Raw genomic sequence first — 26,806 nt, 5'->3', positions numbered from 1 at the left:
CCTTCCGTGCTTTATATCATGATGACAATTAATGATTTAATTCCAGGTGAGCGCGTGCGTTTGGTTGATTTTGGTGGGACACCTGCGCCTTATCGTAGACGCTTATTGGCGATGGGCGTTACCCGTGGCGCGGAAGTGTTAATAAAACGCGTGGCTCCATTGGGTTGTCCTGTACAAATCGAAGTACGCGGTACTTCCTTGACTCTGCGTAAAGAAGAAGCGAATTGCTTGTTTTGGGAGCGGGTATGACGCATGTTGTTTTGATAGGAAATCCGAATTGCGGGAAGACTACCGTATTTAATGCATTGACTGGGGACAAGCAGCGGGTAGGAAACTGGCCTGGAGTGACGGTTGAAAAGAAAACGGGTGTATTTTCATGCGCCGGGCAATGCATTGCAGTGACCGATTTACCCGGTATTTATTCCTTGGTGTGCACGCGTGAAGGCTCAAGCCAGGATGAACAAATTGCGGCACAAGCATTACTTGATTTAAATCCCGATATCTTAATCAACATCATCGATGCCTGTCATTTGGAGCGCCACCTTTACTTAACCAGCCAATTATTGGAATTAGGCAAGCCCGTTATCGTGGCTCTAAATATGACGGATATCGCAAAACAGCGCGGTATTGCAATTGATAACCAATTGCTTGCCTGTCAATTACAATGTCCGGTTGTGGAGCTACAAGCACACAAGCAAATGGGTATGGATGAATTAAAGCAAATGGTTTTGACCCATGCTGCACCCGCAATACCCATGGCTTTGGCATTACCCAAAACGGTGCGCCAAGCCTTAGTGATGTTGGAAGAAAGCTTGGCACAATCCGCCTATCCTGTTGCAGCGCATTATTTGGCGCATCGTATGTTAGAAGGGGATACCTTGATTGCCAAAAAATCTGCTTTCGCAGTAGGCGATGCAGATGTGGATATCGTATTGGCTGATGCCCGTTATAAAGCAGTGCATCAAATAATTTCCATAGTACAAAAAAAGAAAACGGATGCGAGCGATCATTTAACCGCAAAAATTGACAAGGTGGTGTTGCATCGATTTTGGGCATTTCCCATTTTTTTTGCGGTTATGTATTTGATGTTTTTATTTGCCATCCATGTGGGCGGTATTTTTCAGGATTTCTTTGATATCGCCACAGATGCAATTTTTGTGCAGGGTTTTGCCTCGGTTTTGCAGCGGTTTCATGCTCCTGGCTGGCTCCTTGCCATAGGGGCAGAGGGTGTAGGGAAGGGCATCAATACGACCTTAACGTTTATTCCAGTCATTGCTTCGATGTTTTTTTTCTTGTCTTTATTGGAGAGTTCCGGGTATATGGCAAGAGCAGCTTTTGTCATTGACAAAGCGATGCGGCTCTTAGGATTGCCTGGAAAATCATTTGTGCCGATGATTGTCGGATTTGGATGCAATGTTCCTGCCATCATGGCAGCGCGTACCTTGGATTCCGAGCGCGATCGTTTGCTGACTGTATTGATGAGTCCTTTTATGTCTTGTAGCGCGCGCTTGGCTATTTATGCTGTCTTTGTAGCAGCATTCTTTCCAAGCGGCGGGCAAAATGTAGTTTTTTCATTATATCTTTTCGGCATTTTTATGGCCGTGTTGACCGGGTTACTTTTAAGGAAAACCCTGTTGCGTGGGCAGGCTTCCCCTTTGATTTTAGAACTTCCGGCTTATCATAGGCCCTCTCTGCGGCGATTATGCCAAGAAACTGGCTTGCGTTTGCGTTATTTCATTCTCCGTGCCGGAAAAATAATCATTCCGGCATGTGTGGTATTGGGTGGATTAAATGCTTGGTTCATTCCTGCTGGCGAAGGGTCTTCCCTCAGTATTTTAGCTTGGCTAGGCCAATGCATTACCTCTATCTTTTCTCCCATGGGTTTGCATGCTGATAATTGGCCAGCTACGGTAAGTTTATTAACGGGTTTATTGGCAAAAGAGGTGGTTGTCGGCTCTCTTAATACTTTGTATGCACAAATGGGTGGGCTCGCGCTCGCGCCAGCAAGCTTTGACTTGTGGGGGAGTTTACAAGCTGCTTTCCTTTCAATCCCGCAAAACATTGCAGCCCTTGGGCAGGCTTTCTTTCATCCGCTGGCTGAAAGTGCGGCTGTAACGCAATTACCACAGACTGTATACGGAATTATGTACCAACAGTTTGACGGAAAAATAGGGGCTTATGCCTACCTCTTGTTTATTTTGTTATACATTCCTTGCGTTTCCACCATGGCAGCTATCCGCCAGGAGGCAACGCGCAAATTGATGTGGTTTTCGGTGGCTTGGTCGTTACTGGTTGCTTATGCTGCTGCCGTATCTTTTTATCAATTGGCTACCTGCATGAGGCACCCACAGCAAACGCTGATTTGGCTTGCGGTGATTTTTTCAGCTATTGTCATTACTGTACTGACTTTGCGTGCGGTAACTTCAGGAGGAAGTCATGCTGTTACAAATTCGTGAGTTTATCCGCCGTGAACGCGTGGTTAGCATGCAGCAACTGGTGCGTGAATTTGGCATGGATGAGCAGGCGTTGCAACCGCTGTTAACCCTTTGGAAAAATAAGGGGGTAATCAAAGAATGCGAGGATAAAGCAGGTTGTCAAAGCAGTTGTCTTCGCTGTATGAAAAAGCCGCCTGCTTTTTACCAATATCTTGGCTAAGCATGATTTTACTATTATTTTTCAAATAATATGGATAGCAATCGGGTAAATTTAGGCTAAAATTAGCTTATACGAACTTAAGCTATCCGATGTAATAATGGCCGATCCTAAAGACTTTCTACCAGAAGATTTTGAGCAGTTGGCTGAGGAACAGCGCAAGCTTTTACGAGAAGATGAAGAATATGACCCAATTGCTCAAATAGAAAAAGTCTATCAAATTTGGTGGCATTGGGCTGACTTTCATCTATTCATCGTAAGCCCCAGTATTTTTGATACCATTGCACCGCCAAAGATTATCCCTCCGGAAATTTTAGAAGATGGTACCCGCGAATTTGTCTATACCATTCATGACCACGGTTATAAGTTAAGTGCTTCTAAAGGTGAAGATATGTATATAGCGGGCATGTCCATGTGCAAGCTTTATTATACAATCGAAAAAATGATTTATCTTTTAGTGGAAAAACTAAAAGCAGGCGAGATAGGCACGGAAACCGAAGTGCAAGTTGCATTCGGCGGCCATGAGCTTGCGCAGCGTAAGGCATTTGAGTCCATTATTAATTTGCTTTATAACGTCGTGGTGACTAATTTTGATCCCGGTATTTGGGGCGAGCGTTATTTACAGACTGTTAAACGTTTATCTGATCAAGGTTATGGTTATCCGACGGAAGCCCCAAGAACCCCTTATCGTACCCCACGTATTTCAAGTTCTCCTTCTAAACGCTGATTATTTGGCTTTTAGTCCATTTCTGCAACAGCAAATCAGGCTTCTTAAAACCGATTATCCTCAGAGAAAATGCGGGTATGATTAAGAGCAGTCGGGTGATGAGTTGCCTGTGCGTGAATCGCCCATGCAAAAATATGAGCTTGATGTTCCAGGCACGCATGCCAATAGTTTGGCCGCCAAAGCGGCATGATAAAGCATAATAGGAATATGCCAGGATAAGAAGAGCGGTTTGATACCATAAAGTGGCTGGAGGAATACCATGACCGTTTCGTAAGAAAATGCAGCAAAGGGTAAATATGAAAAACAGGGCAGAAAGGATAATGAAATCATAAAACAAAGACGCAAAATAACGAAAGACAAACATGTTTTATCCTTTTTTTAAGATGCGTGTACTCATTTAATTGCAATTATCGATTAAAATCAATTTTTGCTGTATTCAGTAATTTTACCAGTATAAGGTCAAGAAAGACCGCCTTATTTATGCGCGCCATGCCTTTTTCCAGGTTAAACTTTGCGTGAAAAAAACAGAGTGGTATACTTCCCAAGTTTTTATATAGGGCTTGTTATACTTGGACTCAAAGTAAACATACCAATAAGGATGAAATGCACTGTGAACCAAAAAAGACCAGTTAATCTTGATTTGACCAGCTTAAAATACCCGCCGATGGCCATTGTTTCTATTCTGCATCGGATTTCGGGCCTGATTTTATTTATATTGTTGCCAGTAATGTTATACCTGCTGGGTATGTCCCTGCGTTCAACCGCTTCATTCCAATTATTGCAGAATTTATTGGTGCATCCTTTTTATAAACTCATGTTGTGGGGCTTTAGTGCAGCGCTTGGCTATCATCTATTGGCCGGGATCAGGCATTTAGCCCTGGACATGGGGTGGGGAGAAGGGCTTTGTGCGGGACGGCGCAGTGCTGTTACTGTTATTGTTCTGGCTGTAATTTTAACCATCGCACTAGGAATTTGGATATGGTAACGAATGTCACGAGTTTAACCGGCAACGGTCTAAGAGATTGGTTGATTCAACGTTTTACTGCCGTTTATCTGTCTATTTATTTTTTATTTTTATGCGGTTTTATCCTGTTTCACCCGCACATGCAATTTAATCAATGGTTTGTTTTATTCCATTCTCCAGTAATGCAAGTCGCCACGGTGGTGGCTTTGCTGAGTTTCCTTCTGCATACCTGGATTGGGGTATGGACGGTGACCACGGATTACGTCAAATGCAAAGCAATGCGCTTGTCATTGCAATTTTTTGTGATGTTATTTCTGTTGGGTCAATTCATCTGGGGCTTAATGATTGTTTGGGGATAATAAATGGCTTTTGTACGTAATAAGTTTGATGCAGTAATCATTGGCGCCGGGGGAGCAGGCATGCGTGCTGCTCTGCAGCTGGCCAATTCTGGTATGAAAGTCGCATTGCTGTCTAAGGTTTTCCCTACACGCTCACACACAGTTTCTGCGCAAGGCGGAATTACTGCGGCCCTAGGCAATGCCGATACTGATGACTGGCGTTGGCATATGTACGATACAGTGAAAGGCGCAGATTATATAGGCGATCAAGATTGTATCGAGTATTTATGTAAAACCGGCCCGGAAGCCGTTTATGAACTTGAACACATGGGATTACCGTTTTCGCGTATGGAAAACGGGAAAATTTATCAGCGGCCTTTTGGCGGTCAATCCAAAAACTTTGGCGGCGAACAAGCCACGCGTACTTGCGCTGCCGCTGATCGCACCGGGCATGCTCTGTTGCATACGCTTTATCAGCAAAATTTAAAAGCCAAGACACATATTTACAGCGAGTGGTTGGCTTTGGATTTTGTTAAAGACGCTGCAGACAATATTGCCGGCGTTACCGCGCTTTGTATTGAAACAGGCGAAGTCGTTTTCTTTCAAAGCCGGATTTGTATTTTAGCAACTGGGGGAGCCGGGCGTATTTACCAGTCCACTACCAATGCATACATCAATACCGGGGATGGTTTTGGTATGGCATTACGCGCAGGCATTCCCTTGCAAGACATGGAAATGTGGCAATTCCACCCCACTGGTATTGCCGGCGCCGGTACGCTGGTCACTGAAGGTTGCCGGGGAGAGGGTGGTTATCTCATTAACAAGGATGGTGAACGCTTCATGGAGCGTTATGCCCCGCACGTGAAAGATTTGGCATCCCGTGACGTAGTTGCCCGTGCGATTGCGCTGGAGCTACGCGCCGGCAAAGGTTTTGATCCGCAAGGCGTGGATTACGTGAAATTAAAGCTGGATCATCTAGGTGCGGATTTGATTAAATCCCGCTTGCCTGGCATTCGCGAATTGTCCTTGCAATTTGCCGGAGTTGATCCAATTGTTGAGCCTATACCCGTGGTTCCTACCTGCCACTACAGCATGGGTGGTATCCCAACGAACATTCATGGCCAGGTGATAACGAAAAAACATGGCCGTGAGGAAATCGTACAAGGCCTTTATGCAGTGGGAGAATGCGCGTGCGTCTCGGTACATGGCGCGAATCGCTTAGGTGGAAATTCTTTGCTGGACTTGGTCGTTTTCGGCCGTGCTGCCGGCCTGCATGTGGAAGATTTGTGGCTATCGCAGCAAATGCCGGCCATGCCTTATGTGACTGATGAAGATGTTGCTGCAGGTTTGGCACGTTATCAACGCTGGGAAAATTCCAAAGATGGTGAAAATCCAGCGATAATCCGTGAGGAAATGCAACGGGTAATGCAAGAGGATTTCGGCGTGTTCCGTACTGGGGAATTTATGCAACAAGGATTGCATAAACTGCAAACCTTACGCGAACGCCTGGCGCATGCAAAATTACTGGACAAAAGTGAAGTCTTTAACACGGAACGCGTAACGGCTCTAGAATTGGATAACTTGATGGCTACTGCTTATGCGACGGCAAAATCGGCTCTGGCGCGTACGGAAAGCCGCGGTGCGCACAGCCGCGAAGATTATCCTAAACGCGATGATGAAAACTGGATAAAACATACACTGTATTTTGCTGCAGATGATCATATTGATTATCGTCCAGTAAATACCACACCTAAATACGTCGCGCCGTTTGAGCCGAAAGAACGAGTTTATTAAGAGGATATGCCATGGCTGATATTAGAAATCTGACCTTATCCATTTATCGCTATAATCCAGAGGTCGATACCAAGCCTTACATGCAAGATTATGACATCGCAGTCCCTGCCAAAAGCGACCCGATGCTGCTTACCTTGCTAGAACGCATTAAAATGGAACAAGATCCAACCCTAAGCTTTCGCCGTTCTTGCCGCGAAGGGGTATGTGGTTCCGACGGTATGAACATTAATGGGACGAATGGCTTGGCATGCATTACCCATTTATCTACCTTAAACACGGATAAGATCATCATCAGGCCGCTTCCTGGTTTCCCGGTAATTCGGGATTTGGTTGTTGATATGACACAATTTTACCAGCAATATGAGCGCATCGAGCCTTATTTACAAAATGATAGCAGTGCTATCCCTGCGCAAGAATATTTGCAAACTCCTGAGGAGCGCGCCAAATTAGATGGTTTATATGAGTGCATACTATGTGCCTGCTGCACGAGCTCGTGTCCTTCTTACTGGTGGAATCCAGATAAATTCGTAGGACCCGCCGGCTTATTGCAGGCTAGGCGGTTTTTGGCAGACAGTCGAGATACCGCTACGATTCATCGTTTAAACAAATTGCAAGATCCATTTAGTGTGTTTCGTTGTCGCACCATTATGAATTGCGCAAATGTTTGCCCGAAGGGACTCAATCCATCCAAAGCTATTGGTGAGATACGGCAGCAAATGTTGACCGAAGAAACTTGATTGTGATTTCCGCTGTCCCTGGTTGGGACACGCCCTTTGGAGAAAAGTAATGAGCAGCTATCTGCAAAAAGAATGGGCCACTTCCTATTTATCAGGCGGAAGCATGGCTTATGTTGATGCTTTGTATGAAGATTATCTGAACGATCCGCAATCAGTGCCTGAGGATTGGCGTGAGGCTTTTCATGCACTGCCTAAAGTAAACGGACAGGTTGACGAAATTTCCCACCGCGATATCCGTAATTATTTTTTGCAGAATGCCGAGAGAAAAAATATAAACGGCGTGAGTGCAGACATCAAGCAAGCAGAAGTAGCCCACCTGATTAATGCTTACCGCACGTATGGTCATTTATTGGCAAGACTCGATCCTTTGGAAATGGCTGAGCGGCACCCGGTGCAAACCCTTGAGCTTTCTTACCACAATCTTTCCGAAAAGGATTTGCCGAAGACTTTTTTTGCCTGCAAGACATTTGCAAAAGAGCGCATGCCCTTATCTGAAATCCTGCAAGCTTTGCGTGACACGTATTGCGGCAGTATCGGCATTGAGTATATGCACATTGCAAATACGGCTGAAGTGGAATGGTTGCAAGAAAAACTTGAATCGGTGCAAGGTCAGCCAGGTTTTGCTCCTGAAAGAAAGTTGGAAATTCTTAAAGAATTAATTGCTGCGGATGGCCTGGAGCGCTATTTGGGCACTCGCTATGTCGGACAAAAGCGTTTTTCTCTGGAGGGAGGAGATTCTTTAGTTCCGATGATGAAAGAAATCATTCGTCAAGGTGGAAAATATAAGGTTAAGGAAATAGTCATCGGCATGGCGCATCGCGGCCGCTTGAATGTGCTCATCAATGTTCTTGGCAAGGAACCCGATCAGTTATTCCAAGAGTTTGAAGGGAAAGTCGACTCTAAACGTACCGGCGATGTGAAATACCACATGGGTTTTTCTTCCGATTTAAAAACAGAATCCAACAATGTGGTGCATGTAGCGTTGGCATTTAACCCCTCGCATCTGGAAATCATTGACCCGGTGGTGCAAGGTTCTGCCAGATCGCGCCTGCGCCGTTACCTGGATTTGGATGAAAAAAATACCGTGGTACCGGTTATCATTCATGGTGATGCCGCCTTCGCCGGGCAAGGCGTTGTGATGGAAACGTTCAATTTTTCCCAAGCCCGCGGTTATGCTACCGGCGGTACTGTACACATCGTCGTCAATAATCAAATCGGTTTTACCACCAGCAATCCATTAGATGCACGCTCCACATTGTATTGCACAGACGTGGCGAAAATGGTGCAAGCTCCTGTTTTGCATGTCAATGGCGATGATCCGGAGGCGGTAGTCTTCGCTACCCAGATTGCATTTGAGTTCCGCATGAAATTCAAGCGTGATGTAGTCTTGGATTTAGTTTGCTATCGTCGTCACGGCCATAATGAAGCAGATGAACCATCAGTAACTCAGCCCTTGATGTACAAAAAAATCAAATCCATGCAGCCGCTGCCGGAAATTTATGCTAAGCAGCTGGAGCAGGCTGGTATCGTCAGTAGCGATAAGATAGCGGAATTTGCTGAGACTTATCGGAACAAACTTGATCAGGGCAAATCCGTAGTCGAAACGTTTAAAGGCAATTATGACGGGAAGAAAGCAGTAGATTGGACACCTTATGTTGATGCGAAATGGACGGATAAAGTCGATACGACGATAGACGAAGCGACTATACGCATGTTATCTGATAAACTGCACAAGCTCCCTGCAGGCTTTCATCTTCATCCCGTGGTGAAACGTTTACTGGGCGAGCGTGAAAAAATGGCTGCTGGCGAATTGCCCATGAACTGGGGGTTTGCTGAAACACTGGCTTATGCAACTCTGTTACACGAAGGACATCCTGTGCGAATTTCCGGGCAGGATTCAAGCCGGGGCACGTTCGCGCACCGCCATGCGGTATTGCACGACATGGAAACAGGCCATACCTACACGCCGCTTGAAACTATTTCAAATGCGCCCGGACGCCCATTTGTGGTCATTGATTCCGTCTTATCTGAAGAAGCCGTATTGGCATTTGAATATGGTTATGCATCTTCTGAACCGAATTCGCTTGTTATTTGGGAAGCGCAATTTGGCGATTTTGTAAACGGTGCACAAGTTGTAATAGACCAATTTATTAGTTCAGGCGAGCAAAAGTGGGGACGGCTCTGCGGTTTGGTTATGTGTTTGCCTCATGGTTATGAAGGGCAAGGCCCGGAGCATTCTTCTGCCCGTCTGGAGCGCTTCATGCAATTGTGCGCTCAGCAAAATATCCAAGTGTGTACGCCGACCACCCCTGCGCAAATATTTCATTTATTGCGCCGTCAAATGTTACGCAACTTCCGTAAGCCACTGATCATTATGACGCCTAAGAGTTTATTGCGGCATAAATTAGCGGTGTCGTCATTGCAGGAATTGACGCAAGGCGGTTTCCAGAACGTGATTCCAGAAATCGATGAATTGCATGCTGAAAGCATTACAAAAGTGGTGTTGTGCTGTGGAAAAGTTTACTATGATTTGTTGCAGAAACGTCGTGAAGCAGAATTAAACCATGTGGCTATTATCCGCATTGAACAACTCTATCCATTCCCGAAAAAGGCTTTGGTAAAAGAGTTGGCCAAATACCCGAATGCCAAGAAAATAATATGGTGTCAAGAAGAGCCACAAAATCAAGGCGTATGGTTTTCTTCCCAGCATAACATTGTGGATTGCCTGCAATCTTATCAAACACTTTCTTATGCGGGTCGTGGTTTTGCTGCATCCCCGGCGGTAGGCAGCCCCAAGCTTCACGCCCAGCAACAGCAACAATTAGTAGAAGAAGCTTTACTGGATTAGCCGGCATGAGGCTCCTTGCGGGCCACCCGGCTTTAGGGTTTTTAAAATTACGCATAGAAAAGAAGGTAAAATTATGTCTATTGAAGTGAAAGTACCTGCCTTACCTGAGTCAGTGGCAGATGCCACTATTGCAACTTGGCACAAAAAAGTTGGGGACAAAGTCACTCGCGATGAAAATATACTGGATTTGGAAACGGACAAAGTAGTTTTGGAAGTACCAGCCCCTGCCGATGGCGTATTGCAGGAAATTTTATTTAAAGAAGGTGATACAGTCCAAGCCGGAGAACTTTTGGCGCGCATCACGCAAGGCGATGCCACTGCAGAAGCTGCCCCACAAAAATCTGAGCAGAAAACAGAAGCTGTTGAAGACAAGCAAGCTCATGAAGATAAAGCAACCAGCCCGGCTGTGCGGCGAATGCTGGCTGAGCATGATTTGCAACCTAGCCAAATTAAAGGGACAGGCAAAGAAGGGCGCATCACCAAAGAAGATGTGGTTTCTTTCATTGAAACCAATCGCGATAAAGCCGGCAAATCTGCCGAAGTGCAAACCCAGCAAAAAGAATTGCCTGCTGCTGATGGGGTGCGCGAGGAGCGCCGTGTTCCCATGTCAAGATTGCGCGCTAAAATTGCTGAACGTTTGCTGCAGGCGCAACATAATGCGGCAATGTTGACTACTTTTAATGAAGTCAATTTAAAAGCAGTCATGGAGTTACGCACTCAATATAAAGATAGTTTTGAGAAAAAACATGGCGTGAAACTGGGTTTTATGTCTTTTTTCACTAAAGCTGTTGTGGAAGCTTTGAAACGTTTCCCTGCGGTAAATGCATCCATCGACGGGCAAGATATTGTCTATCACGGCTATTATGACATTGGCATTGCCGTTTCTACCGAAAGAGGTTTGGTTGTGCCTGTATTGAGAAACGCCGATCAAATGAGCATGGCGGAAATGGAGCAAAACATTGGTGATTTTGCTACGCGGGCGCGTCAAGGCCGGCTTACCATGGAAGAAATGCAAGGTGGTACGTTTACTATTACCAATGGCGGGGTTTTTGGCTCTTTATTAGCCACCCCGATTATTAACCCACCACAAACTGGAATTCTTGGCATGCATAAAATTGAAGAGCGCCCGGTGGTGGAAAAAGGTCAAATCGTAATTCGTCCCATGATGTATGTGGCTTTATCTTACGATCATCGCCTGATTGACGGCAAAGAATCCGTACAATTTCTAGTTACCGTCAAGGAATTGCTGGAAGATCCAGCCCGCTTGTTGTTAAACATTTAAAAATTGATTACTAACGGCAAGACACATCAGGTGTCTTGCTTTTTTTATAGGGTGTGAACCATGAATTTACATGAATATCAAGCCAAGCAATTGTTTGCCAGCTACGGGTTGCCAGTACCGCAAGGCGCAGTTGCTTACAATGTAGAGGATGCACTGCAAGTGGCGAGTCAGCTTCCCACGACAAAATGTGTAGTAAAAGCGCAGGTGCATGCAGGCGGACGTGGTAAAGCGGGTGGTGTTAAAGTTGTAGCCAATAAGGATGAGTTGGCTGCGTTTACCAAATCTTTATTAGGTACGCGCTTGGTAACTTATCAAACCGATGCGCACGGACAGCCAGTCCATGCGGTTTTGGTTGAGGAAATCAGTGACATTGACCGGGAATTGTATTTAGGGGCAGTGGTTGATCGCGCCACCCGACGTGTTGTCATCATGGCTTCCACTGAAGGTGGGGTCGAGATTGAAAAAGTGGCGGAAGAAACTCCGGAAAAAATCTTTAAAGTTATTATGGATCCATTGGTTGGGGTAATGCCTTTTCAATGTCGTGAAATAGCATTCAAGCTAGGCTTGCAAGATGACCAGATTAAACAATTTACCCAGCTTATGATGGGGCTTGGTAAAATGTTTGTCGAATGCGACTTAAGCCTTCTGGAAATCAATCCTTTGGTCGTTAACCGTGCCGGACAATTAATATGCCTGGACGGTAAAGTGAATATTGATGACAATGCATTGTATCGCCATCCTAAACTGAAAGGAATGCGCGATACTACCCAGGAAAATGAGCGCGAAAACAGAGCGCACGATTGGGAATTAAATTATATACCACTTGATGGTGAAATTGGTTGCATGGTAAATGGCGCCGGGTTGGCCATGGCTACTATGGATGTCATCAAACTGCATGGTGGTGAGCCTGCAAACTTTCTGGATGTAGGTGGTGGCGCGACACAAGAGCGCGTACGCGAGGCATTTAAGATTATTTTATCGGATGAAAAAGTAAAAGGCATTCTGATTAATATATTCGGCGGTATTGTGCGCTGTGATTTAATTGCCGAAGGTATTCTTGCAGCGTTAGAAGAAGTCCAGGTTAACATTCCGGTAGTAGTAAGGCTTGAAGGCAATAATGCGGAGTTAGGCGCTGAGATTTTGGATAAAAGCAATTTAAACGTGATTGCCGCAAACAGCTTAACCGACGCAGCTAAAAAAATCGTGGCAGCGATTGCCTAAAACCAACAAGGCATCCATCATGCATAGGCAGGACAGTCCTGGATGCCCTAAATTATTTGAGGCGAGTAATGAGTATATTAGTTAATAAAGAAACCAAAGTGATTTGCCAAGGTTTTACTGGAAAGCAAGGCACATTTCATTCCGAGCAAGCCATTCAATATGGTACAAAAATGGTTGGGGGAGTGACTCCAGGCAAGGGCGGACAGTTGCATCTTGGTTTACCGGTATTTAACACTGTACGCGAAGCGGTTGAGGAAACCGGTGCAGAAGCCAGTGTGATTTATGTTCCGGCTCCTTTCTGTAAGGATTCTATCCTTGAAGCAGCCGATGCTGGTATTAAATTAATTGTTTGCATCACAGAAGGTGTCCCTGTTCTGGATATGCTGCAAGTGAAAGTTTACCTGGAAAACAATACTCACAGCCGTTTGATAGGCCCCAATTGTCCGGGAATCATTACCCCTGGCGAATGCAAGATTGGCATCATGCCAGGCTCTATCCATTTACCCGGAAAAGTAGGTATTGTTTCTCGTTCCGGTACGTTAACCTATGAAGCGGTTAAGCAAACTACGGATAAAGGATTTGGGCAAAGCACTTGCGTGGGGATTGGGGGCGATCCTATTCCTGGGACTAACTTCATTGACGCGCTTGCATTGTTTGAAAAAGATGAGCAGACGGAAGCGATTATTCTGGTCGGTGAAATTGGCGGCACGGCAGAGGAGGAAGCTGCAGAATTTATTAAATCGCATGTGAAAAAGCCAGTTGTTTCTTATATTGCAGGGGTTACTGCTCCTCCCGGCCGCCGCATGGGTCATGCTGGAGCCATTATTTCTGGAGGAAAAGGCACTGCAGCGGATAAATTTGCGGCTCTTGAAGCAGCTGGCGTAAAAACCGTACGCTCTCCGGCTGAGTTGGGAGATGCCATTGCTGAAGTAACCGGCTGGTAAACATGAATAAATGGAAAACCTTGGCTGAGATCCGCAGGGATTATGGGACATTAAGTTTGAGTGAAGAACATCTTCCTGAATCCCCTGTTGCTCAATTTGAAATCTGGTTTGCTGAGGTATTGCAGGTTGAAAAAAGCGATCCTACGGCTATGGTTCTCTCCACCGTGGACGAGCAAGGTTTTCCTGATTCACGCGTCGTACTCTTAAAAGGATTGGAAGACGGTGCTTTTATTTTTTATACCAACTACCAGAGTTCTAAAGCTCAGCAGATGAATAAAACGCCGTATGCCGCGCTTAATTTTTATTGGCCGGAAATGGCAAGGCAAGTGCGTGTACGTGGTCGAGTCAAGCAAGTGAGTGCATCCGAATCGGATGCGTATTTTGCAAAAAGACCCCATATCAACCAATTGAGTGCGATGGCTTCCCCGCAAAGCCAGCAAATTGAAAGTCGTGCCGAGCTCGAACAGCGACTCAATGAACTCATCACCAAATACCAACAAGAACCTGTGCTACGGCCTGCTTACTGGGGTGGTTACAAAGTCATCCCAGATGAAATAGAATTTTGGCAGGGTCGCGACAACCGCATGCATGATCGCATTCATTATTTTCAACAACATGGAAGATGGCATCATCGCAGGCTTGCTCCTTAATCCTTTTTTTGCCCTCAAAATGAGAATTGTCAAAAATTTGTAAAAATTATTTTGCTTTTCGCACAGGCTTTATTGAAGTCGTAGAATGAAATCTAAGGAAAAGTAAGTGGCAATTCCAATAATTAATCGTTAAAAATGAGGGTATCAACATGAGCGATATCAACAAAGTTTTACCAGATATTAAATTACGCTTCAACATCGAGCATCCCAACTTGGAAGAATGTTATGCATTCGGCTATGAATGTGCACTGGCAGAAATTGCCGAAAAAGAAAATCCATACCGTCCTGACACCATTGAGAGCGAATATTGGTTAGAAGGATGGTGGGCTGGTTTTTATGGTGAACAGCCTATATACGAGTTGTCAGCTTATGCGCGTGAGAAAACCGAAGCGGTTTTGCATGCGGCAAATGATGAAGAATATCAAGCTGGTAAAGTAGGATTTTTCACCAAGGTGCTTGAAATTTCAGGTATCATAGCAATTTCAACTCTGCTGGGTTACCAAGTTATTGATTTGGTGGCTTAACGAAGGGAGGGTTTGCCTCCCTCTTGTTTCTAGCTGAAAATTTTAAGTACCATGCTGCGCATCCTTGCCAATTCGGAAGGATTAAATTCCTTGTAATGCGGAGTTCCTATATTTAAACTGACGGTGACTTTTTCGCCTATTCCTTTTAATAAATCCACACCAGTCAATTTTAGTAATTGTATTTCATCATGAATTTCTGCTGCCCATTGCCCGAAATAATCCAGATTGGTAAACACAGGTAAAAAAACATTTTCTCCTGCAAGCAGATACAATACTTCAGGTTCTTTCCCCTCCGGCTTTTTTTCGATGGGAATAATAAAATTTGCTTTTATAAATTCAAGATAAGCTTTATTAGCTTCTTTGCTGCCGCCGTCTGCAGCAAATGCCGCAGCAATGGCTTTTTCTAATTCGGTTTCACTCATAAATTCTTTTAAACAATTGGCAAAGCCGCGATCTTAGCAGAAGTATAGGCACAAAATAAGAAGTATTGAAATTATTAACGGCGACAGTATAATGTCATGTTGGGTTTGTGTATTTGTTGAGCAAATTGTATGTTGGCTCAAAAAATAAAGGACGCAAAATTGCCAAAGGTATTGAAACATGAGTAGTGAATTTATGAATGCAGTTGCTCTATCTCAAGCGCAAAAAAAACAGCTTAGTTATGCCTGGCTTATCTGGGGCCTTGCTGCTGCTTTTTATTTTACGGATTATATGGCTCGAGTGGCACCAGGAGTTATGCATCGCCACTTACAAATTGATTTCGGCATCAATGAAGCCGGGTTTGGTATTCTCACCGCTTCATTTTATGTGCCTTATATTATGATGCAGATCCCGGTAGGCCTTGCGGTTGATCGAATCAGCATACGCTGGATTTTAACCGTGATGTCTCTCATCACAGCATTTGGCTGTTGTGTGTTTGGTTTATCAGGAGGACTTTTTACCGCTTCAATCGGCCGTATGCTCATTGGATTTAGCGCAGCTTTCGCGTTTGTTAGTGCATTAAGGCTCGCCACTTCGTGGTTTCCCCCAGCCATGTTGGGATTATTGTCTGGATTAACCCAGGCTCTAGGCATGTTGGGTGCCGCTGCCGGTGAAGCCCCTGTGTCTTTTCTGGTGGGTTCTGTAGGTTGGCGCCACAGCATGCTCATCATTGCATTCTTGTTTATTGCCTTAGCGGCTTTGTTATACCAGTATGTACAAGATAAACCCGGTTCAAAGATAAAAGAAATAAAACCTGAAAATAAAATCAGCATCTTGGAAAGCTTGCGTATTATTTTATCCCACCGTCAAGCGTGGTTGAATGCATTATATGCCGGTTTCCTGTTTGGTCCGACTGCTGTCATTGGTGAAGCGATTGGGCCTGCTTATTTGCAATATGGACGCGGCTTGTCGGCTCATTCTGCAGCATTTGCGACAGGTTTGATTTTTATTGGTTGGGGTATAGGCGGCCCATTATCCGGCTGGTTATCGGATAGAATCGGACGGCGCAAGCCCATCATGATTGTCTCGGCTTTGTGCGGCGTCATTTTGACTACCCTATTTGTATTTTATCCTTCCATGGATAAAACGACTGCTTATATTCTCTTTTTCCTTTTTGGATTGACCAATACAGGAGTGGCTATCGCCTATGCGGTATCCACCGAGTTGCATGAAAGAAATGTATTGGGTACGTCTATAGCATTTACCAACATGACTTCAATTTTCGTCGGAGCTTTAATGCAGCCCCTGGTAGGGCGGTTGGTGGATCTTATTTCCGGAGCCAGAGCATATAATTTAGAAACATTAACGCTCATGGATTTCCAGTTTGGCTTGAGAATTTTACCTCTCTGTTCATTGGTCGCACTAATTCTTGCTTTTACGGTGAAAGAAACGTTTTGCCGTCCTGTTAAATAATAAGCTAGTAGCTAGCTAACAAATCAAGGCCGCAGTTTGTATCAGGTATAGATTGACACGCTTGCGGCCAACGTTCTCAACCATATCCTCTTTGCTAGAAATCTGCCTTAAGGCAGAATTTTTGTTCATTCTTATTTCTTATCTTCCTTGAAGCTTATTATCATGTTTTAATAGCAATCTGTTTCCTCACGCAGGGATTTTGCGCTAGGATAACGTTTGGAATATTAACAGTCCGGATCGGAAAAGGTTTAATTTCCAAGATTTATCTTTTGGACAAAGCCTAAAGCTTGCACAAATTCGTTAAGAAAGAGCAAAAGCAGATTATGTTGGCATGCAATGGGAAATTTGCTTTGTATCATGGCAGGTAACCTGGTCTTTAATGGATTATGATGGCTTCCTGTGCAGAGGACTATTACTAAACACGGAGATAAGAATGAATAAAATTATAGGATTAGTGGTTATTTTAGCTGCTCTAGTCCTCGGCAGTTATTATGGCACCGGATTGATTACCGAACGCACCCTCAAGAAAAATGTTGCCATGATCAATCAGTCAAACGGTGGAGTATACATTGATTTGCAGGAATATAAGCGTGGCTGGTTTACTTCTACGGCACAATTAAAATGGCGCTTGCAGATCCCTGAAAGAGTGAGTAAGGATGATGCAGGCCAATCCGTAGTAATTCCTGCAAAGGATTATACAGTGGATATGCCGCTTACTGTATATCATGGACCCGTCATTTTTGCTGATAAAGGCGTACGATTTGGACTGGGTTATGCCTATACCAATTTAAATATGCCAGCTGAATACATGGATCAGTTCAATAGTAATTTCACTGCTGAATCCACCAAGCCGCAAGTGGATCTGAGCGTTTTGGTCAATTACCTGAATAGAAGCCGTTTACGCGTAGAAATTCCAAAATTTGTATTAATCCCCAAAGACGCCGGTGGGCGTTTTGAGTGGATGGGTATGACCAACGATGTGACCATATCTTCCAACATGAAGTCTGTAGATGGGGATTTAGTGATAGATGGTATGTCGTTTACTAAAGATAATACCAAAGCGGTTTTGGAAAAAATCAACAGCGATTATGAGTTTGAACAAACCAAAGAAGGGTTGTACGTGGGTGAAGCTGATCTCTCCGTGCCTTCTTTGCTTGTTACCGAAAACCAAAAACCAGTGTTTGAGCTGAAGGAGTTTTATGCAAATTCCAGCAGCGATATTGATGATGGTTTATTTAATACATATTTTAAAATGACTCTGGACAAAATAGTGTCTAATGGCAAAACCTATGGTCCAGGTGTTTTGAATATGTCTTTGAAAAATTTGGATGCTGAAGTGCTTGGGCGCATCAATACGCAAGTTAACAAGATGCAGCAAGGTACTCCGGAACAGCAGCAGCAAGCCTTAATGGCATTGATTCCAGAATTGCCGAAATTATTTAGCAAAGGTGCTGAATTCAGGATTTCTGAATTAAATTTTGCGATCCCAGAGGGCAAGCTGGAAGGTACATTAGTTATTTCTTTACCTAAAGCGGATACGGATAATCCTTTCCAGCTTATCCAAAAAACGGAAGGCGATGGCAAAATCAAATTGCCGGTTATGTTGGTCAAAAATCTGATGAAGCAATCTATCAGTCAACAATTAAAAGGTCAGCAAAGCTTGCCACAACCGCAACCTAGCAATTCTTCCCAGAATGATGGGTCAACTGATGCAGCAGCTGCAACCACCACTCAATCTCAGCAGCAAGCACAAACGGAGCAACCGCAGCAAACCACAGCCCAACAACCAACGCAGTTGACTCCTGCGCAAATAGATGAACAAGCGGAAGTGCAAACTGAAAAAAAATTGGCTGACTTGGTGCAAGCTGGTGTTTTATCCATGCAGGGCGATTATTACGTAGTCGAACTTAAACTTGCGAATGGCCAATTAACAGTAAATGGCCAGCCGTTTAATCCTGCGGTTATGAAAATCTAAATAAATGGCGGGATATTTCCCGCCACTCTCAAAATAACTCTATACTTGTTGAGTTTTGTTCAGTTAGTTAAAATAATGCTTTTAAAAGAAGGAGTTAATAATAATGACAACAATCAGCAATGAAGCTGGGGATACAACTGCATCATTGGCAGCAAGCGTCACTCAATCGGTACAAAAATACTTTTCAGAACTTAAGGGAACTGATCCAGTCGATCTTTATCAATTTGTATTAGAAGAAGTAGAAGCTCCTTTGTTTCGAGCAGTTATGGAACATTGCAAATACAATCAATCCCGTGCTGCATTGATGTTAGGGATCAGCAGAGGAACGTTAAGAACTAAATTACGACGTTATTTTGATGATAAATACGTTGGAACACGCGGCTAGCAGAATACTTTGGTTTAAATTTCTATTAGAGGATTGCTTGTTACCTGGATATCGAAAACGAGATCCAGGTAATGATTAAACGATGGCTATGTTACATTTTATCCACAAACATTGAGCTTACAGATTCTTCTTCGTTAACGCGTTTTATAGCTTGTGCCAGCATTTCTGCAAGGCTGACGACTCGGATTTTTTTGCAATGCGCCGCTTGCTCAGAGAGCGGGATGGTATCGGTGACAACAACTTCATCTAAAACCGAATGGCTGATGTTTTCAATGGCAGGTCCGGAAAGCACGGGATGGGTAACATAAGCCCGCACGCTGGCAGCCCCGTTTTTCTTAAGTTCATGCGCTGCGGAGCATAAGGTGCCGGCTGTATCCACTATATCATCGATGATGAGGCAATTGCGGCCTTTGGGTTCGCCGATGATATGCATGACTTCTGATTTATTGGGACCGCTGCGCCGTTTGTCAATTATGGATAATTCGGCATCATTAAGCCTTTTAGCCATTGCGCGTGCGCGTACCACGCCGCCCACGTCAGGAGAGATGACCATGATATTGTCTAATTGTTGCTGCTTAATGTCTTCAAGCAAGATGGGTGTAGAGTAAACATTATCGACAGGCATGCAGAAAAAGCCCTGGATCTGATCGGCATGTAAATCAACAGTTAATACCCGGCAAATTCCAACGGAAGTCATCATATCCGCCACTACCTTAGCAGTAATGGGTACACGGGCTGAACGTACGCGTCTGTCTTGTCTGGCATAGCCAAAATAAGGGACTACAGCAGTAATGCGGCCTGCAGATGAACGGCGTAAAGCATCTGCCATTACCAGCAATTCCATCAGATTATTGTTTGAAGGTGCGCAGGTAGGCTGAATGATAAAGACGTCCCGACCTCGAACGTTTTCAAGTATCTCGACCATGGTTTCACCGTCACTGAATGTACCAACGGTAGCTTGGCCAATAGGTAAGTTGAGATAAGAAGCAATTTTTTGCGCTAGAGCTGGATTGGCGTTTCCAGCAAAAATCATCATTGTTGACATGTGTATAAACCTTCGATTAGTGAATCGGCTAGCATAAACACATAGCAGAAGACAGCCAGAAAGATATTATTATTATTTTAGCGGTCCGGTGAACGCATCCTTCCCGGGTATCTTCTGCCGTCTGTTTACTTGAATCAACAAGAGCGTGGCTGGGGTGCTAGGATTCGAACCTAGGTATGCAGGGATCAAAACCCTGTGCCTTACCGCTTGGCGACACCCCAATAAGTTGTAGATTCCTAATAAATCCTTGATCGAACGCGGCATCTCGCTGCGAACTGGTGCGTATTTTGCAGTTATTTAAGAAGCTTGTCAATGCAGCAAATTAAAAAATAAGAGAAAAATATCTGCCCGCTCTTATTTGTTAAATCCATTTTTCAGTGAGTAAAGTATAGTTTGAAACTAATATTATTCAACTCGTTACTTGGGCTTTGCCATAGATGCCAATTAGACATTTTCACGGACTCGTTAACCGCATCGCGGCTGGGCTTTGAGCCTAGCCGCAGAAACACCAGGTTACCCAACAGACCATTGCTTGATGATTAATTTAATAGATACTCCGTTTCCTTGCAGGCGTATCTTACTGGGCAAGTCGATTTTATTAACAGAAGTGTAACTCTCATAATTGATGTGATAGCCTGCTTGCTGTAAAGAAATCAAATGATTGTATTCATCATATTTGCTGGCTTGTACTGGGCCTGGAGCAGGGAGGCCACGAACCCAATAATATAAATTATTTACAGGCAAACGGATCCCGGTCTGTTGCTGCAGTAAATCATCGGCATTTTGTGATGTGATGGTTTTTGGACCATCCTTGTAGGTGATGGCGCCGCCCTCTTTTTCAATAATGACGGTACCGCCACCTAAAGGACCGAATAAACGTATTTGATATTTATTCATCCCTTGCTGACGCCAGTTTAAAGAGGCACTCCAGGCTTTATTTTTGTTTTTAGCAGCCATAGCGCCTGAAATAACCCATGAGGAAACAGTATCCGTTTGCGTTTTCCGTTCCGCCACAGGCATGGTGACATTAACCGGTGGTTCTTCTGCCGGTTTGGGCGGGGCGCAAGCGCTAAGAAGGGCAATGGAAAAAATACAAGTGCGTTTAAGGGCATTCATGTGCATTATTTAACTCCATGTTATAGGTAAAACTGCAGATGATAAAGTTTATAAGCAACGTCTTGAAGTATTGGCTTGCTGTACGTATAGCAATAGTTTTTCGTTTAACAATACGCTAGACTCCCGAAATATGCAATTAATCAGTACCTCTTATGCAAGATAAAGCAATTTACCCAGGCACGTTTGATCCCGTAACGAATGGGCATCTGGATATTATTACAAGAGCTGCCAAAATTTTCCCTGAAGTAATTGTAGCGGTAGCAAGTAACCGCGTTAAGCAACCGTTTTTCCCTTTGCAAACCCGCATAGATTTGATACGAAGAGCCATAGGAGACATACCGGGCGTTCAAGTCATGGGGTTTGATAATTTACTGATTCATTTTGTTCATGAGCAAAATGCCAAAGTAATTTTGCGAGGGCTAAGAGCGGTTTCCGATTTCGAATATGAGTTCCAATTAGCAGGTATGAACCGCAAGTTGTCCAAACAGGTTGAAACCCTTTTCCTTACCCCTTCTGAGGAGCATATGTTTATTTCCTCAAGCTTGGTAAGGGAAATTGCTTCTTTAGGCGGGGATATCTCAAAATTTGTGCCGCAAGTCGTAGTAGAAGCGTTAGGCGCAATTGATAAAACAACATGATAACAATATATCGTATAAAACAATTGGCTGCAGCTTTATGCTTTTTTGTTTATTTTATAAGTCTGCTGCATGCCGAACCCGTTAAACCGTCAGGGTATGCAGTAGCCAGCGCTCATCCTCTGGCTACCAACGCAGGCCTTGAGATTTTGGCCAAGGGCGGAAATGCTTTCGATGCGGCTGTGGCCGTCAGCGCAGTTCTTGCGGTTGTTGCTCCTTATCATTCAGGATTGGGCGGTGGCGGGTTTTGGTTGTTGCATGACGCCAAACAGCATAAAAATCTATTCATCGATGGCCGCGAAGTTGCCCCTAAAGCTGCGACAAGAGACATGTTCCTGGACAAGGATGGAAATCCTGTCACCGATTTATCTCTGAATGGCGGGTTGGCGGCCGCTATTCCTGGTGAACCTGCTGCTTTAGTGTTCATTGCCAAGCATTTCGGCCGCTTACCCTTGCGTGATTCTTTGGCGCCTGCCATTCATCTTGCGGAAGAAGGGTTTCCCGTGGATCCTTTATTTCATTCGTTTTCGACCATGGGGGATAGAAGGCAACAATTATTACGGTTTCCCGCATCGGCCCAAGTTTTTTTACAAAACGGCAAGCCTTACCCGATAGGAGCACGTTTAATACAGCGGGATTTGGCGCATACGTTGCGTTTGTTGGCCAGTAAAGGACATGATGGGTTTTATCGCGGCAAGGTAGCTGAACAATTGGTGACTGGCGTCAATTCTTTTGGTGGCATTTGGACCTTGGATGATTTGGCCTCTTATCGGGTTAAGGTGCGCGAGCCACTAGAAGGCAATTATCACAACATGCATATCGTGACAGCACCCTTACCTTCTGCAGGCGGCATAGGTTTGCTAACCATGCTAAATATCCTTAAGGTTTATCCTTTGGGAACTTATACCAAAGTGCAGCGCATTCATTATATAGTAGAAGCCATGCGGCTTGCCTATTGGCAGCGTGCCACGCATTTAGGTGACGCAGATTTTTCTTCCATACCAGTCCAACAATTATTATCCGCTGACAATGCAAAATTTTTGCGCTCACTCATTAAGGCTGATGCGGCAATACCAAGCTCATCTTTACCAGCCAGTAATATACCGACCAATCCTAAACCCAATACCACGCATTTTTCCATCCTTGATCAGGAAGGAAACCGGGTGGCGGCTACGTTAACGGTTAATTTTATTTTTGGCTCAAGCATAGTTGCCGCAGGCACAGGGGTATTGTTAAACGATGAAATGGATGATTTTGCAGTTAAACCCAATGCCCGCAACGTGTTTGGGTTAATTGGGAACGAAAAAAACTCTATTGAGCCTGGCAAGCGGCCTTTGTCCAGCATGACGCCTACTTTCCTGGAAATGCCTGATCGCATAGCAATTTTGGGTACTCCTGGCGGCAGTAGGATTCCAACCATGATTTTACTTGCGGCACTGGCTTTCCATGACTCATTCGGGGCAATCACCATGGTTTCAAAAATGCGTTTCCATCACCAATATGTGCCCGATCAATTGGTATTTGAACCTGATACATTCTCTGCCAAGATGCGCAAGCAACTCATACAAATGGGATATAATTTGCTTGAATTACCGCAGTATTTTGGTGATATGCAGGCAATATCCTGGGATATGGGTACGCAATTCATCGCTGCGGCTTCTGATCCAAGACATATTGGCCTTGCCGCCATTGTGATGAATGAAAATAAGAACAATTATGGTGTTGGGCATTAAAAATTTATTTGTCAGCTGCACCGGTTAATTGCTCCATTACCTGGTGTACCTTTTCGATTAATTCTTCTTTATTCTCCAAAGTATATTGTGCTGCATCAATGGGTTTACCTATATGAATTTCAGCATCTTGGTTTATATTAAATTGATAGGTACGTGCGGGTAAGATATCGTAAGCGCCACGAATTCCAATCGGTATAATAGTGGCTTTAGCTTGGATGGCGGTAATAAAGCCTCCTTTTTTAAAAGGGCCAAGCTTACCGTCTTTTGAGCGTGTTCCTTCAGGCGCTATCCACATCACGATGCCACTTTCCAGTAGTTGGTGCACGAATTCTAAGTCTTTAATGGCTTGGTGCCTGTTTTTACGATCAATGAATGGAAATTCAGATGCCTGCATCCCTTTGCCCATGAGGGGGATTTTTGCCAATTCTTTTTTAGCTAGCATGCGTATGGAATGGCGTGGGAATGCTTTCAAGCTCAGTGGAATATCATAAAGGCTGCTGTGGTTACACATAATAATGGTTGGAATGCCAGGCTCAGGCTCTACTTGATGCGGATTAATGACTTTATAACGAACGCCAACGGCATTTAAAATCCGGTCTACCCAAATCCTCATGGTTTCATCAACCCATTGGCGATTGATAGTACCCATTAAACGTTTGCTAATGGCTTGCGCGCACGCATTTGCTGTGTAGAGGGCGGACAATACCATAATCCAGACGGTACGTAATTTACTGGCTTTCATAATACACCCAAAAGATTAATCAGGGGCTTGATGATAAAGGAAGTCAGCATGCTTGCACAGAGCTTTTCTCATCCGGCTGACACTGCGGGCAAAAGGCAGAACTCCGCCCGGCTATGGTGATGGATTGGATTAATGTGTTGCAGGTGGCACATGGTTTGCCTGCCCGGCCATATACTTTAAGGATGGTGGCAAAATAACCTGGTTTACCCTCAAAAGAATAAAAATCGCGCAAGGTCGTGCCCCCTTGTTGAATGGCTTGTGCAAGCGTGGATTTGATATGGCCGCACAAATGGAAAAATTGTGACTTACTTAAGGAGCCTGTGGCGATTTTTGGATGAATGCCTGCAAGAAACAAGCTTTCCGTAGCATAAATATTGCCAACGCCCACCACGGTTTCATTACTCATGATGAATGCTTTAATCGATTGAGTTTTATTTTTAGCGCGGTTAAATAAATATTCTTCGTTAAAATCTATGGATAAAGGTTCCGGACCCAAATGGGCAAGCAATTTATGCTGTGCTGGATTGGTTGCTATATATATCCAGAAACCGAAACGGCGTGGATCATTGTAACGCAGTGCTAAACCATTTGTCAGGATTAAATCAATGTGATCGTGTTTCCCCGGCATGGTTGTTTCCTGCACAGGGCGCAAATGGCCGGACATGCCCAAATGAAGCAACAAGAAGCCTTGCGATAATTGCAAAATTAAGTATTTGGCACGTCGGGAAATCCCAATGATTTGTTTGCCCTCACATAAGCAATTCATATTATCGGCTACTGGAAAACGGAGTTTGGGTTGACGCACTTCAATGCGCTTTATAGTTTGGTTTAAAAGAAAAGGTTGGACTCCACGCTTAACGGTTTCAACTTCAGGTAATTCTGGCATTTATTTCTCAATGGTTATCGTGTTCGTGTTCAATAATTCTTCCCTGAGGTTTTGTCGTGATGGGTGTTTTCTTTGGGAAAAAATAATTTTTTAGCAAAACCGCTGCCCAAATCACGGTGCCAATTAAAATTCCCCAGATTAATACATAGGAAAACATAATGAGTACACCAACGGCAAACGCAATTGCCATTCCCAATAATATGAATGGGAGTAATTGCTCCAACGCTTTCTGGACTTTTTTATTCATACTAGAACCTTAACGTTACAAAGAGGATGCTTTGCAATTTTTGTATGTCTATAAAAAATTATCGTCCACATTTAGCCTGGATGCAACGCTGATTGTTTAAAATATGATATAATGTTGTGATGGCCCTATAACAGGCCATTGCAATTGTTGCATTTTATTTTTGCTAGGAGTTCCTATGCTTTTTGGTATTTTAAATCTCTCGTTTTGGGGATACGTAATCGCCGCACTCATTCTCACCCAAATTACCATCGCGTCGGTGACCTTGTACTTACATCGTTGTCAAACGCATCGAGCGTTGACTTTACATCCCATCGTGAGTCATTTTTTTCGTTTTTGGTTGTGGCTTACTACCGGTATGGTAACCGGAGAATGGGTCGCCATCCATAGAAAACACCACGCGACGACCGATATTGCAGGCGATCCGCACAGCCCTCAAGTTTTGGGTTTAAAGAAAGTTTTTTGGCAAGGCGCTGAGCTTTATCGCGAAGCGACAAAAGATAAAGCGATGATCGCTAAATATTCCCATGGCACGCCTACCGATTGGATTGAGCGCAATCTTTATGCCCGCCATTCCGGTAAAGGCATTTTCCTGATGTTTTTATTGGATATTTTGTTATTTGGTATCCCGGGAATAACCATTTGGGCTATGCAAATGATCTGGATTCCTCTCTGGGCTGCGGGAGTGGTCAATGGCGTGGGGCATTTTTGGGGATACCGCAACTTTGAATGTGCTGATGCCGCCACCAATGTATTTCCCTGGGGTTTTTGGATAGGTGGAGAAGAATTACATAATAATCATCATACGTTTGCTTCTTCCGCTAAGTTTTCCGTGAAATGGTGGGAGTTTGACATAGGTTGGTTATACATCCGTATTTTAGCTTTCTTCGGCTTGGCTAAAATTAAAAAATTACCGCCAAAATTGGCGCGACAGGAAGGGAAACTGCATGTCGATCTGGATACGGTTAAAGCGGTGGTAGCCAACCGTTTTCAAGTCATGGCTTATTATTATAAGCACGTAGTGCGTCCTATTCTCCGCCATGAGAAACGCAATAACGTTGCAAATAAAGTAGACAAGCGTTTATTCCAGCGCGCCGGGCGTTTGTTACGCCGCCAGGAAGAATTATTATCTCCGCGGGCGCATTCTCGCTTGCAAGCTTTATTGAATCGATATGAGCAATTGCGTCTGGTTTATAATTACCGCCTATCATTACAAAATGTCTGGACAAAAACTGCTGTATCGCAAAAAGAGTTGATTGAATCATTACAGCAATGGTGCAAGCAAGCTGAAGAATCGGGATTAGAGGTTCTTCGTCAATTTGCGCAACAATTGAAAGGTTTTGTTCCGAAAGCAATCACGCATTGATAGGAAAATATTGCTGACGGTATAACCGCCAGCAATATCCTTGTTTATGCACTATAGTCTTGTTTGCTCGGATTGTTTTTCGTTTGTTTGACAGCAGTAAATTTT

At 44.2% G+C, this 26,806-nt stretch carries 27 protein-coding genes and 1 tRNA gene; 20 read left to right on the top strand and 8 right to left on the bottom strand.

The features are described 5' to 3' along the window. Positions 1-21 precede the first annotated feature (21 nt). The 4 genes from ELY11_RS03435 to ELY11_RS03420 all read left to right on the top strand — a co-directional run bounded on the left by ELY11_RS03435 (position 22) and on the right by ELY11_RS03420 (position 3,379). Positions 22-249, top strand: a complete 228-nt coding sequence (locus ELY11_RS03435; RefSeq protein ID WP_126953777.1) for a FeoA family protein — start codon at positions 22-24, stop codon at positions 247-249. Next, entirely contained in the window at positions 246-2,456 is a 2,211-nt protein-coding gene (gene feoB / locus ELY11_RS03430; RefSeq protein WP_127032527.1) for a Fe(2+) transporter permease subunit FeoB, read from the top strand. Before ELY11_RS03435 ends, feoB begins: the two co-directional genes overlap by 4 nt. Continuing rightward, complete coding sequence (locus ELY11_RS03425) at positions 2,437-2,655, top strand: FeoC-like transcriptional regulator (RefSeq protein WP_126953741.1); 219 nt, start codon at positions 2,437-2,439, stop codon at positions 2,653-2,655. Before feoB ends, ELY11_RS03425 begins: the two co-directional genes overlap by 20 nt. 97 nt (positions 2,656-2,752) lie before the next feature. Continuing rightward, a complete protein-coding gene (locus ELY11_RS03420) occupies positions 2,753-3,379 on the top strand; it encodes a virulence factor (RefSeq protein WP_126953740.1) in 627 nt (208 codons plus the stop codon). On the opposite strand, the gene ELY11_RS03415 is transcribed toward ELY11_RS03420, so the two are convergent. Further along, positions 3,369-3,743, bottom strand: a complete 375-nt coding sequence (locus tag ELY11_RS03415; protein WP_127032526.1) for an RDD family protein — start codon at positions 3,741-3,743, stop codon at positions 3,369-3,371. The two genes, ELY11_RS03420 and ELY11_RS03415, sit on opposite strands and share 11 nt — an antisense overlap. A gap of 246 nt (positions 3,744-3,989) precedes the next feature. Between ELY11_RS03415 and sdhC the strand changes: the two genes are divergently transcribed. From sdhC to ELY11_RS03365, 10 genes are all read left to right on the top strand, one after another. After that, positions 3,990-4,364, top strand: coding sequence for a succinate dehydrogenase, cytochrome b556 subunit (gene sdhC, locus ELY11_RS03410; RefSeq protein WP_127032525.1), 375 nt, complete (start codon positions 3,990-3,992; stop codon positions 4,362-4,364). Next, on the top strand, positions 4,358-4,702 hold the full coding sequence (sdhD, locus tag ELY11_RS03405) for a succinate dehydrogenase, hydrophobic membrane anchor protein (protein WP_127032524.1): 345 nt from the start codon (positions 4,358-4,360) through the stop codon (positions 4,700-4,702). The genes sdhC and sdhD overlap by 7 nt, the downstream gene beginning before the upstream one ends. A gap of 3 nt (positions 4,703-4,705) precedes the next feature. Continuing rightward, positions 4,706-6,475 carry a succinate dehydrogenase flavoprotein subunit gene (gene sdhA / locus ELY11_RS03400; protein WP_127032523.1) on the top strand — a complete coding sequence of 590 codons (1,770 nt, stop codon included), beginning with the start codon at positions 4,706-4,708 and terminating at the stop codon, positions 6,473-6,475. Positions 6,476-6,486: 11 nt separating this feature from the next. After that, the gene (locus ELY11_RS03395; protein WP_126953735.1) at positions 6,487-7,212 is read left to right on the top strand and encodes a succinate dehydrogenase iron-sulfur subunit; all 726 of its coding nucleotides are present in this window, start codon (positions 6,487-6,489) and stop codon (positions 7,210-7,212) included. A gap of 49 nt (positions 7,213-7,261) precedes the next feature. Beyond that, complete coding sequence (locus ELY11_RS03390; protein ID WP_127032522.1) at positions 7,262-10,060, top strand: 2-oxoglutarate dehydrogenase E1 component; 2,799 nt, start codon at positions 7,262-7,264, stop codon at positions 10,058-10,060. 73 nt (positions 10,061-10,133) lie between these two features. Beyond that, a complete protein-coding gene (gene odhB, locus ELY11_RS03385) occupies positions 10,134-11,342 on the top strand; it encodes a 2-oxoglutarate dehydrogenase complex dihydrolipoyllysine-residue succinyltransferase (RefSeq protein ID WP_126953733.1) in 1,209 nt (402 codons plus the stop codon). A 60-nt stretch (positions 11,343-11,402) separates the two neighbouring features. Further along, complete coding sequence (gene sucC, locus ELY11_RS03380) at positions 11,403-12,563, top strand: ADP-forming succinate--CoA ligase subunit beta (protein ID WP_126953732.1); 1,161 nt, start codon at positions 11,403-11,405, stop codon at positions 12,561-12,563. Between the two features lie 68 nt (positions 12,564-12,631). Continuing rightward, on the top strand, positions 12,632-13,507 hold the full coding sequence (gene sucD, locus ELY11_RS03375) for a succinate--CoA ligase subunit alpha (RefSeq protein WP_126953731.1): 876 nt from the start codon (positions 12,632-12,634) through the stop codon (positions 13,505-13,507). A gap of 2 nt (positions 13,508-13,509) precedes the next feature. Next, entirely contained in the window at positions 13,510-14,157 is a 648-nt protein-coding gene (gene pdxH, locus ELY11_RS03370) for a pyridoxamine 5'-phosphate oxidase (protein ID WP_126953730.1), read from the top strand. Positions 14,158-14,306: 149 nt separating this feature from the next. Next, positions 14,307-14,681 carry a transmission trait enhancer LetE gene (locus ELY11_RS03365; RefSeq protein ID WP_126953729.1) on the top strand — a complete coding sequence of 125 codons (375 nt, stop codon included), beginning with the start codon at positions 14,307-14,309 and terminating at the stop codon, positions 14,679-14,681. A gap of 29 nt (positions 14,682-14,710) precedes the next feature. Here the strand turns inward: ELY11_RS03365 and ELY11_RS03360 are convergent, their stop codons facing one another. Beyond that, complete coding sequence (locus tag ELY11_RS03360) at positions 14,711-15,103, bottom strand: SseB family protein (RefSeq protein WP_127032521.1); 393 nt, start codon at positions 15,101-15,103, stop codon at positions 14,711-14,713. A 178-nt stretch (positions 15,104-15,281) separates the two neighbouring features. On the opposite strand from ELY11_RS03360, the gene ELY11_RS03355 reads away from it, so the two are divergent. The 3 genes from ELY11_RS03355 (at position 15,282) to ELY11_RS03345 (ending at position 18,934) form a co-directional block, all read left to right on the top strand. After that, complete coding sequence (locus tag ELY11_RS03355; protein WP_371923179.1) at positions 15,282-16,574, top strand: MFS transporter; 1,293 nt, start codon at positions 15,282-15,284, stop codon at positions 16,572-16,574. 433 nt (positions 16,575-17,007) lie between these two features. After that, positions 17,008-18,549 carry a YdgA family protein gene (locus ELY11_RS03350; RefSeq protein WP_127032520.1) on the top strand — a complete coding sequence of 514 codons (1,542 nt, stop codon included), beginning with the start codon at positions 17,008-17,010 and terminating at the stop codon, positions 18,547-18,549. 103 nt (positions 18,550-18,652) lie between these two features. Next, positions 18,653-18,934, top strand: coding sequence for a helix-turn-helix domain-containing protein (locus ELY11_RS03345; protein WP_126953726.1), 282 nt, complete (start codon positions 18,653-18,655; stop codon positions 18,932-18,934). A 91-nt stretch (positions 18,935-19,025) separates the two neighbouring features. Here the strand turns inward: ELY11_RS03345 and ELY11_RS03340 are convergent, their stop codons facing one another. The 3 genes from ELY11_RS03340 to lolB all read right to left on the bottom strand — a co-directional run bounded on the left by ELY11_RS03340 (position 19,026) and on the right by lolB (position 21,095). Next, complete coding sequence (locus ELY11_RS03340) at positions 19,026-19,979, bottom strand: ribose-phosphate pyrophosphokinase (protein WP_126953725.1); 954 nt, start codon at positions 19,977-19,979, stop codon at positions 19,026-19,028. Positions 19,980-20,125: 146 nt separating this feature from the next. Continuing rightward, a tRNA-Gln gene (locus tag ELY11_RS03335) sits at positions 20,126-20,200 on the bottom strand. A gap of 292 nt (positions 20,201-20,492) precedes the next feature. Continuing rightward, complete coding sequence (gene lolB, locus ELY11_RS03330; protein ID WP_127032535.1) at positions 20,493-21,095, bottom strand: lipoprotein insertase outer membrane protein LolB; 603 nt, start codon at positions 21,093-21,095, stop codon at positions 20,493-20,495. 152 nt (positions 21,096-21,247) lie between these two features. Between lolB and coaD the strand changes: the two genes are divergently transcribed. Both coaD and ggt read left to right on the top strand, forming a co-directional pair. Next, positions 21,248-21,733 (top strand): pantetheine-phosphate adenylyltransferase, encoded by a 486-nt coding sequence (gene coaD / locus ELY11_RS03325; RefSeq protein ID WP_126953724.1) that lies wholly within the window; start codon positions 21,248-21,250, stop codon positions 21,731-21,733. Beyond that, positions 21,730-23,463 (top strand): gamma-glutamyltransferase, encoded by a 1,734-nt coding sequence (ggt, locus tag ELY11_RS03320; RefSeq protein WP_126953723.1) that lies wholly within the window; start codon positions 21,730-21,732, stop codon positions 23,461-23,463. Before coaD ends, ggt begins: the two co-directional genes overlap by 4 nt. Positions 23,464-23,467: 4 nt before the next feature. Here ggt and ELY11_RS03315 read toward each other — a convergent pair whose 3' ends face one another. From ELY11_RS03315 to ELY11_RS03305, 3 genes are read right to left on the bottom strand one after another with little or no spacing between them, the layout of a single operon-like run. Further along, positions 23,468-24,205 carry a lysophospholipid acyltransferase family protein gene (locus ELY11_RS03315; RefSeq protein ID WP_126953722.1) on the bottom strand — a complete coding sequence of 246 codons (738 nt, stop codon included), beginning with the start codon at positions 24,203-24,205 and terminating at the stop codon, positions 23,468-23,470. A gap of 43 nt (positions 24,206-24,248) precedes the next feature. Next, the gene (gene mutM / locus ELY11_RS03310) at positions 24,249-25,091 is read right to left on the bottom strand and encodes a bifunctional DNA-formamidopyrimidine glycosylase/DNA-(apurinic or apyrimidinic site) lyase (RefSeq protein ID WP_127032519.1); all 843 of its coding nucleotides are present in this window, start codon (positions 25,089-25,091) and stop codon (positions 24,249-24,251) included. 7 nt (positions 25,092-25,098) lie between these two features. After that, positions 25,099-25,338, bottom strand: a complete 240-nt coding sequence (locus ELY11_RS03305; RefSeq protein ID WP_126953720.1) for a hypothetical protein — start codon at positions 25,336-25,338, stop codon at positions 25,099-25,101. Positions 25,339-25,513: 175 nt separating this feature from the next. Between ELY11_RS03305 and ELY11_RS03300 the strand changes: the two genes are divergently transcribed. Next, positions 25,514-26,701 carry a DesA family fatty acid desaturase gene (locus tag ELY11_RS03300; RefSeq protein WP_126953719.1) on the top strand — a complete coding sequence of 396 codons (1,188 nt, stop codon included), beginning with the start codon at positions 25,514-25,516 and terminating at the stop codon, positions 26,699-26,701. Positions 26,702-26,806 lie beyond the last annotated feature (105 nt).

Origin of the sequence: Legionella septentrionalis (assembly GCF_003989745.1) — a bacterium.
GTDB lineage: Bacteria > Pseudomonadota > Gammaproteobacteria > Legionellales > Legionellaceae > Legionella_A > Legionella_A septentrionalis.
Note: the sequence above shows the minus strand (reverse complement) of the source record. Positions and strands in the feature narration are given on the sequence as shown.

Coding starts and splice junctions, on each gene's coding strand:
- ggt (WP_126953723.1), top strand. CDS start 21,730: ATGATAACAATATATCGTATAAAACAATTGGCTGCAGCTTTATGCTTT.
- sdhD (WP_127032524.1), top strand. CDS start 4,358: ATGGTAACGAATGTCACGAGTTTAACCGGCAACGGTCTAAGAGATTGG.
- ELY11_RS03315 (WP_126953722.1), bottom strand. CDS start 24,205: ATGAAAGCCAGTAAATTACGTACCGTCTGGATTATGGTATTGTCCGCC.
- pdxH (WP_126953730.1), top strand. CDS start 13,510: ATGAATAAATGGAAAACCTTGGCTGAGATCCGCAGGGATTATGGGACA.
- ELY11_RS03415 (WP_127032526.1), bottom strand. CDS start 3,743: ATGTTTGTCTTTCGTTATTTTGCGTCTTTGTTTTATGATTTCATTATC.
- odhB (WP_126953733.1), top strand. CDS start 10,134: ATGTCTATTGAAGTGAAAGTACCTGCCTTACCTGAGTCAGTGGCAGAT.
- ELY11_RS03425 (WP_126953741.1), top strand. CDS start 2,437: ATGCTGTTACAAATTCGTGAGTTTATCCGCCGTGAACGCGTGGTTAGC.
- ELY11_RS03300 (WP_126953719.1), top strand. CDS start 25,514: ATGCTTTTTGGTATTTTAAATCTCTCGTTTTGGGGATACGTAATCGCC.
- sdhA (WP_127032523.1), top strand. CDS start 4,706: ATGGCTTTTGTACGTAATAAGTTTGATGCAGTAATCATTGGCGCCGGG.
- lolB (WP_127032535.1), bottom strand. CDS start 21,095: ATGAATGCCCTTAAACGCACTTGTATTTTTTCCATTGCCCTTCTTAGC.
- sucC (WP_126953732.1), top strand. CDS start 11,403: ATGAATTTACATGAATATCAAGCCAAGCAATTGTTTGCCAGCTACGGG.
- ELY11_RS03305 (WP_126953720.1), bottom strand. CDS start 25,338: ATGAATAAAAAAGTCCAGAAAGCGTTGGAGCAATTACTCCCATTCATA.
- ELY11_RS03340 (WP_126953725.1), bottom strand. CDS start 19,979: ATGTCAACAATGATGATTTTTGCTGGAAACGCCAATCCAGCTCTAGCG.
- sucD (WP_126953731.1), top strand. CDS start 12,632: ATGAGTATATTAGTTAATAAAGAAACCAAAGTGATTTGCCAAGGTTTT.
- ELY11_RS03390 (WP_127032522.1), top strand. CDS start 7,262: ATGAGCAGCTATCTGCAAAAAGAATGGGCCACTTCCTATTTATCAGGC.
- ELY11_RS03435 (WP_126953777.1), top strand. CDS start 22: ATGACAATTAATGATTTAATTCCAGGTGAGCGCGTGCGTTTGGTTGAT.
- feoB (WP_127032527.1), top strand. CDS start 246: ATGACGCATGTTGTTTTGATAGGAAATCCGAATTGCGGGAAGACTACC.
- mutM (WP_127032519.1), bottom strand. CDS start 25,091: ATGCCAGAATTACCTGAAGTTGAAACCGTTAAGCGTGGAGTCCAACCT.
- coaD (WP_126953724.1), top strand. CDS start 21,248: ATGCAAGATAAAGCAATTTACCCAGGCACGTTTGATCCCGTAACGAAT.
- ELY11_RS03420 (WP_126953740.1), top strand. CDS start 2,753: ATGGCCGATCCTAAAGACTTTCTACCAGAAGATTTTGAGCAGTTGGCT.
- ELY11_RS03350 (WP_127032520.1), top strand. CDS start 17,008: ATGAATAAAATTATAGGATTAGTGGTTATTTTAGCTGCTCTAGTCCTC.
- ELY11_RS03395 (WP_126953735.1), top strand. CDS start 6,487: ATGGCTGATATTAGAAATCTGACCTTATCCATTTATCGCTATAATCCA.
- ELY11_RS03360 (WP_127032521.1), bottom strand. CDS start 15,103: ATGAGTGAAACCGAATTAGAAAAAGCCATTGCTGCGGCATTTGCTGCA.
- ELY11_RS03345 (WP_126953726.1), top strand. CDS start 18,653: ATGACAACAATCAGCAATGAAGCTGGGGATACAACTGCATCATTGGCA.
- ELY11_RS03355 (WP_371923179.1), top strand. CDS start 15,282: ATGAGTAGTGAATTTATGAATGCAGTTGCTCTATCTCAAGCGCAAAAA.
- ELY11_RS03365 (WP_126953729.1), top strand. CDS start 14,307: ATGAGCGATATCAACAAAGTTTTACCAGATATTAAATTACGCTTCAAC.